Below are 5241 nucleotides of genomic sequence, written 5' to 3'. Positions count from 1 at the left end.
TGCCTGAAACCCTCATGTCGCTCATACGCCGCAGCCACCCGGACATCCTGCACGCCCGCAGTGACGAGAGGGGCTATATGCAGATAGAAGTCACAGACCGCTCGCTACACTGCACCGCAAGAGCCACACGTTTTCCGGTCCTTGCGCACTCGGTGCTGCACACGCAAGCGCAGTTTTGCGTGGACGCCGGACGGGCTGGCCCGCGAGAAGGCTGATGTTTCTGGGAGAACGACAATGACGACCGAACGACGCACGCTGCACAGTTGGTTCCACTGGTCCACCTGGTTTGCCGGCCGCACTCAGCGCGCCGCTGCCCAGCAGAAAGCGGCCGACTTCGCCGACTACGGCACCGCGTTCGGTCTGGACCTGAGCCTGGACCCCAAGGCCGGCTCCACGCCCCGCCCTGCAGCCCAGCCCACCCCCACCAAGGCGCCGAACACCCGCCGCTGAGCACCAGGGATCCGGCCGGCCGGCGCGCCTCAGCGCACGAGCAGCACGGGCGTCTTGCAATGCGCCATCACCCGTGTCGCCACGGAGCCAAGCACCAGATTGCCCAGCCCGGAGTGCCCGTGCGACCCCATGACCAGCAGGTCGAAGCCGCCTTCGGTGGCGCTCCTGGCGATGGTGTCGGCCACGTGCCCGGTCTTGCTCAGGAAGGTCGCATGCGGCCCCAGCCCCTGCTGGTCCAGGAAAATCCGCAGCGGGTGGAACACCTTCTCGCCTTCCTCCGCGTAGTAGGCATGCAGCAGTTCGCGGTCTAGCACCGCCGCGGCCCGAGGCGGGATCGGCGGCACGACGGTGAGCACCGTGTAGGTGTGCTGCGGACCCAGCCATTCGTCGTGCGCCGCCCAGTAGGCGACCATGCGCCGGGTGAATTCGCTGCCATCGACGGCAACCAGGATGTTCATGGCATCGCTCCTTGTGGACCGCACCCTGTGGTGGGCTTGGGGCCAGTCTCTGCCCCTTGCCGCCCTCCCGGCTTGATGCACATCAAGCGGAATCGCGGCCGTGGCAGAGCTTGAACTTGCGACCGCTGCCGCAGGGGCACGGCTCGTTGCGGCCCACCTTGGGCATCCCGCGGCGCACGGTGGTGACTTTCAGGCGCTCGGTGCGGCCGATGGTGGCGAGGTCGATGACGGTGGCCACCAGATCCTCGATCGCGGCGTCGAGCGAGTTGAGCGGCTGCTCCTGGTCGAGTGCCTTGGTGTACGCCTGCTCGTCTTCACTCTGCTCCGGCAGATGGCGGCGCAGGCAGGCGAGCAGGTCCGCCAGGTCGGCGTGACCGAGTTCTTCCAGCGCCGGGAAGTGGTTCAGCGCATGTTCGTAGCCCGTGACCCACGGGGCCAGCGCGCCTTCAATCTCGGCGCGACCGGTCAGCGGCTGGTCGTTGTCGTCCAGCGGCTGCATCACCACCGGGTCGAACCATTCGTCTTCGACCATCGCACGGTGGATGGCATCGAAGCGGCGCTGCACGAGTTGCACCAGCCGCTCGTGCTTGGCGGCGTGCCAGCCCTTGGTGTCCGGGGTGAGCACCTGGCCGCCCTCGCCGAGGTTCCAGTCGCAGGCCGGTGGCAGCCAGTCGGCGATGTCGATGGCCATCGGCTGCGACAGCACGCCACAGAGGTAGCCGTCCAGCATCACCACGTCCAGCGCATCGAGCGGCTGGGGGATGGCGGCGAGCAGGTCGTCGAGTTCGCCGATTTCGGCGTCGTTCAGGTCGTTGGAGGGGTTCATGGTCGGGCGGCTCTGGCTGTTCTGGTGTGCCGGTATTGTGCCGGTTGACACCGCCTGCGGTGCGGTGGACGGTACGATGTCGGCATGGGACACCGACTCACTCAAATCAGCACCCGCACCGGCGACGACGGCACCACCGGCCTCGGCGACGGCACCCGCGTACCGAAAGACCACCTGCGCATCGCCGCGATGGGCGACGTGGACGAACTCAACTCGCAACTCGGCGTACTGCTGGCCGAGCCGCTGCCGGCGGACGTGCGCGAGCTGCTCGTCGTCGTCCAGCACGAGCTGTTCAACCTCGGCGGCGAGCTGTGCATCCCCGGCTACACGCTGCTCAAGGACGACGCCGTGCTGCGGCTGGACGAGGCGCTGGCGCACCACAACGCCACGCTGCCCCGCCTGCAGGAGTTCATCCTCCCGGCCGGCACGCGCAGCGCCGCCATCGCACACGTCGCCCGCACCATCGCCCGCCGGGCCGAGCGCGCCGTCGTGACGCTGACGGTGCAGGAGCCGCAAGGGGTCAACGCCACGCCGCGCCAGTACCTGAACCGGCTGTCGGACCTGCTGTTCGTGCTGGCCCGGGTGTTGAACCGCGCCAACCTGGACGGGCTGGGCGGCGACGACGTGTACTGGAAGAGCGAGCGCCTCAGCCGCGCCGAGCCTTGACCGCCTGACTCAGCACCGCCAGCACGGACTCGGAGTCGTCCCAGCCGATGCAGGCGTCGGTGATGCTCTGGCCGTAGGCGAGCTGTGATGGGTCGTCCTTGCCGGCGCTGAACTTCTGCGCGCCGGCCTTGAGGTGGCTTTCGACCATGACGCCGAAGACACTGCGGCTACCGCCGGCGATCTGGTCGGCGATGTCACGGGCGACCGCGATCTGGCGCTCGTGCTGCTTGCTGCTGTTGGCGTGGCTGCAATCGACCATCAGCGGCGTCGGCAGCTTGGCGGTGTCGAGGTCGCGCACCGCGGCGGCCACGCTGGCGGCGTCGTAGTTGGGCGCCTTACCGCCGCGCAGGATGACGTGGCAGTCGGGGTTGCCCTTGGTCTCGACGATGGCGACCTGCCCGTTCTTGTGGACCGACAGGAAGTGGTGCGGACGCGCCGCCGCCTGGATCGCGTCGGTGGCGATGCGCAAATTGCCGTCGGTGCCGTTCTTGAAGCCGATCGGCGCGGAGATGCCCGACGCGAGTTCGCGGTGGACCTGGCTCTCGGTGGTGCGCGCACCGATGGCGCCCCACGCGATCAGGTCGCCGATGTACTGCGGCGAGATCACGTCGAGGAACTCGCTGCCCGCCGGCACGCCCAGGCGGTTGATCTCCACCAGCAACTGCCGGGCGATGCGCAGCCCCTCGTCGATGCGGTAGCTCTCGTCGAGGTAGGGGTCGTTGATCAGGCCCTTCCAGCCGACCGTCGTGCGCGGCTTCTCGAAGTACACGCGCATGACGATTTCCAGCGTGTCCTTGTACTGCTCGCGCAGCGGCTTCAGCCGGCGGGCGTACTCCAGCGCGGCGGCCGGGTCGTGGATCGAGCACGGGCCGATCACCACCAGCAGCCGGTCGTCGCGGCCCTGCATGATGTCGCGGATGGACTGGCGGGTGCTGCCAATCAGTTGCTCGACCGCCGTTCCCCGGATGGGGAAGAAGCGGATCAGGTGTTCGGGAGGGGGCAGCGGGGTCACGTCCTGGATCCTTTCATCGTCGGTTTGCGAGGTGCGATCAACGGGCGGATACCAGGAGTCGGTGGGGGCGGCGTGCGTGGCGTTCATGGTCGGGGTGTCCTGAGTGGGTGTCGAAGGGGAAAGGGGAAGGAAATGTCGGGGCGAAAAAAAACCGCCGGGGGTTCCGGCGGTTGTCTGGGAGTGCTTGCGGGCTTGTTCAGCTACGCGTTTGCCTCTCCTCCGCCGGGCGGTACGAGAACCAAAAGTAGCTAAAAAAGACGGCTGCGCGCTTCATGGGGGTCAAATGTAGGGGGCGGCGTGGCTTGGCGTCAAGCGCGCCGGTCAAGCCGTGCCGCCAACGGTCAGGCCGTCGATGCGCAGTGTGGGCTGTCCGACACCCACCGGCACGCTCTGCCCGTCCTTGCCGCAGGTGCCCACGCCCGAGTCGAGCGCCAGGTCGTTGCCGATCATCGACACGCGGTTCATCGCGTCCGGGCCGTTGCCGATCAGCGTCGCGCCCTTGACCGGGTAGAGGATCTTGCCCTTCTCGACCCAGTACGCCTCGCTGGCCGAGAACACGAACTTGCCGCTGGTGATGTCCACCTGCCCGCCGCCGAAGTTGCTGGCGTAGAGTCCTCGGTCGATCGACGCGATGATCTCCTCGGGCGTCTTGTCGCCGGCCAGCATGTAGGTGTTGGTCATGCGCGGCATCGGCACATGGGCGTAGCTCTCGCGGCGGCCGTTGCCGGTGGGCGCGGTCTTCATCAGGCGGGCGTTCATCGCATCCTGGATATAGCCCTTCAGGATGCCGTCCTCGATCAGCACGTTCTTCTGGCTGGCGTGGCCTTCGTCGTCGATGTTGAGCGAGCCGCGGCGGTCGGCGATCGTGCCGTCGTCCAGCACCGTCACGCCCTTGGCCGCGACGCGCTCGCCGATACGGCCGGCGAAGGTGCTCGATCCCTTGCGGTTGAAGTCGCCTTCCAGCCCGTGGCCGACCGCCTCGTGCAGCAGGATGCCGGGCCAGCCGGACCCGAGCACCACGGTCATCTCGCCCGCGGGGGCCGGGCGGCTGTCCAGATTCGTCAGCGCGGCGTGAACCGCTTGGTCAACGTATTGCTGCAGCAGCGCATCGGTGAAGTAGCCGAAACCGAAGCGCCCGCCGCCACCCGCGGAGCCGACCTCGCGCCGCCCGTTCTGCTCGGCGATCACCGTGATCGACACGCGCACCAGCGGGCGCACGTCCGCCGCGAGCGTGCCGTCAGCGCGGGCCACCATCACCACGTCGTATTCACCGGCCATTCCCGCCATGACCTGCACGACCCGCGGGTCTTTGGCGCGGGCCATCTTCTCGACGCGCTCCAGCAGTGCCACCTTCTGCGTGCTGTCGAGGGTCGCGATCGGGTCCAGGTCGGGGTAGAGACGGCGGCTGGAAGCGACGTGCTGCGGGGTGTCGATCTTGACGCGGCGGCTTTGCCCTGCGGCGGCGATCGTTCGCACGGTGCGGGCCGCGTCGAGCAGCGCGGCTTCGGAGATGTCGTCCGAGTACGCGAACGCCGTCTTCTCGCCCGCCACCGCCCGCACGCCGACGCCCTGGTCGATGCTGAAGCTGCCGCTCTTGACGATGCCCTCCTCCAGGCTCCAGCCCTCGCTGCGCGTGTACTGGAAATACAGGTCCGCGTCGTCCACGCGGTGCGCCGAGATGGTGTTGAGCGCCCGTGTGAGGCTGGCCTCGGTCAGGCCAAACGGGTCCAGCAGCAACCGGCGCGCCGTGGCCAGTCGTTCGAGGGTGGGTTCGCGAGAGATCATGGGCGCATTCTAGGGACGCCGCCGGGCCGCGTCTGCGACCGATG

Annotated in this window: 6 protein-coding genes; 2 read left to right on the top strand and 4 right to left on the bottom strand. The window is 68.2% G+C overall.

Going from position 1 to position 5241, the window contains the following annotated elements:
- Nucleotides 1-234: 234 nt before the first annotated feature.
- The gene (locus QZW52_RS18420) at nt 235-450 is read left to right on the top strand and encodes a hypothetical protein (protein WP_294001434.1); all 216 of its coding nucleotides are present in this window, start codon (nt 235-237) and stop codon (nt 448-450) included.
- A gap of 29 nt (nt 451-479) precedes the next feature.
- Here QZW52_RS18420 and QZW52_RS18415 read toward each other — a convergent pair whose 3' ends face one another.
- Both QZW52_RS18415 and QZW52_RS18410 read right to left on the bottom strand, forming a co-directional pair.
- On the bottom strand, nt 480-908 hold the full coding sequence (locus QZW52_RS18415) for a universal stress protein (RefSeq protein WP_294001432.1): 429 nt from the start codon (nt 906-908) through the stop codon (nt 480-482).
- A gap of 82 nt (nt 909-990) precedes the next feature.
- Nucleotides 991-1734 carry a UPF0149 family protein gene (locus QZW52_RS18410; protein ID WP_294001430.1) on the bottom strand — a complete coding sequence of 248 codons (744 nt, stop codon included), beginning with the start codon at nt 1732-1734 and terminating at the stop codon, nt 991-993.
- 84 nt (nt 1735-1818) lie between these two features.
- On the opposite strand from QZW52_RS18410, the gene QZW52_RS18405 reads away from it, so the two are divergent.
- Nucleotides 1819-2400, top strand: coding sequence for a cob(I)yrinic acid a,c-diamide adenosyltransferase (locus QZW52_RS18405; protein ID WP_294001427.1), 582 nt, complete (start codon nt 1819-1821; stop codon nt 2398-2400).
- On the opposite strand, the gene QZW52_RS18400 is transcribed toward QZW52_RS18405, so the two are convergent.
- The gene (locus tag QZW52_RS18400; protein ID WP_294001424.1) at nt 2381-3499 is read right to left on the bottom strand and encodes a 3-deoxy-7-phosphoheptulonate synthase; all 1119 of its coding nucleotides are present in this window, start codon (nt 3497-3499) and stop codon (nt 2381-2383) included. The two genes, QZW52_RS18405 and QZW52_RS18400, sit on opposite strands and share 20 nt — an antisense overlap.
- Nucleotides 3500-3733: 234 nt before the next feature.
- Complete coding sequence (tldD, locus tag QZW52_RS18395; protein ID WP_294001421.1) at nt 3734-5197, bottom strand: metalloprotease TldD; 1464 nt, start codon at nt 5195-5197, stop codon at nt 3734-3736.
- Nucleotides 5198-5241 lie beyond the last annotated feature (44 nt).

Origin of the sequence: Sphaerotilus sp. (assembly GCF_013299175.1) — a bacterium.
Taxonomy (GTDB): domain Bacteria; phylum Pseudomonadota; class Gammaproteobacteria; order Burkholderiales; family Burkholderiaceae_C; genus Sphaerotilus.
Note: the sequence above shows the minus strand (reverse complement) of the source record. Positions and strands in the feature narration are given on the sequence as shown.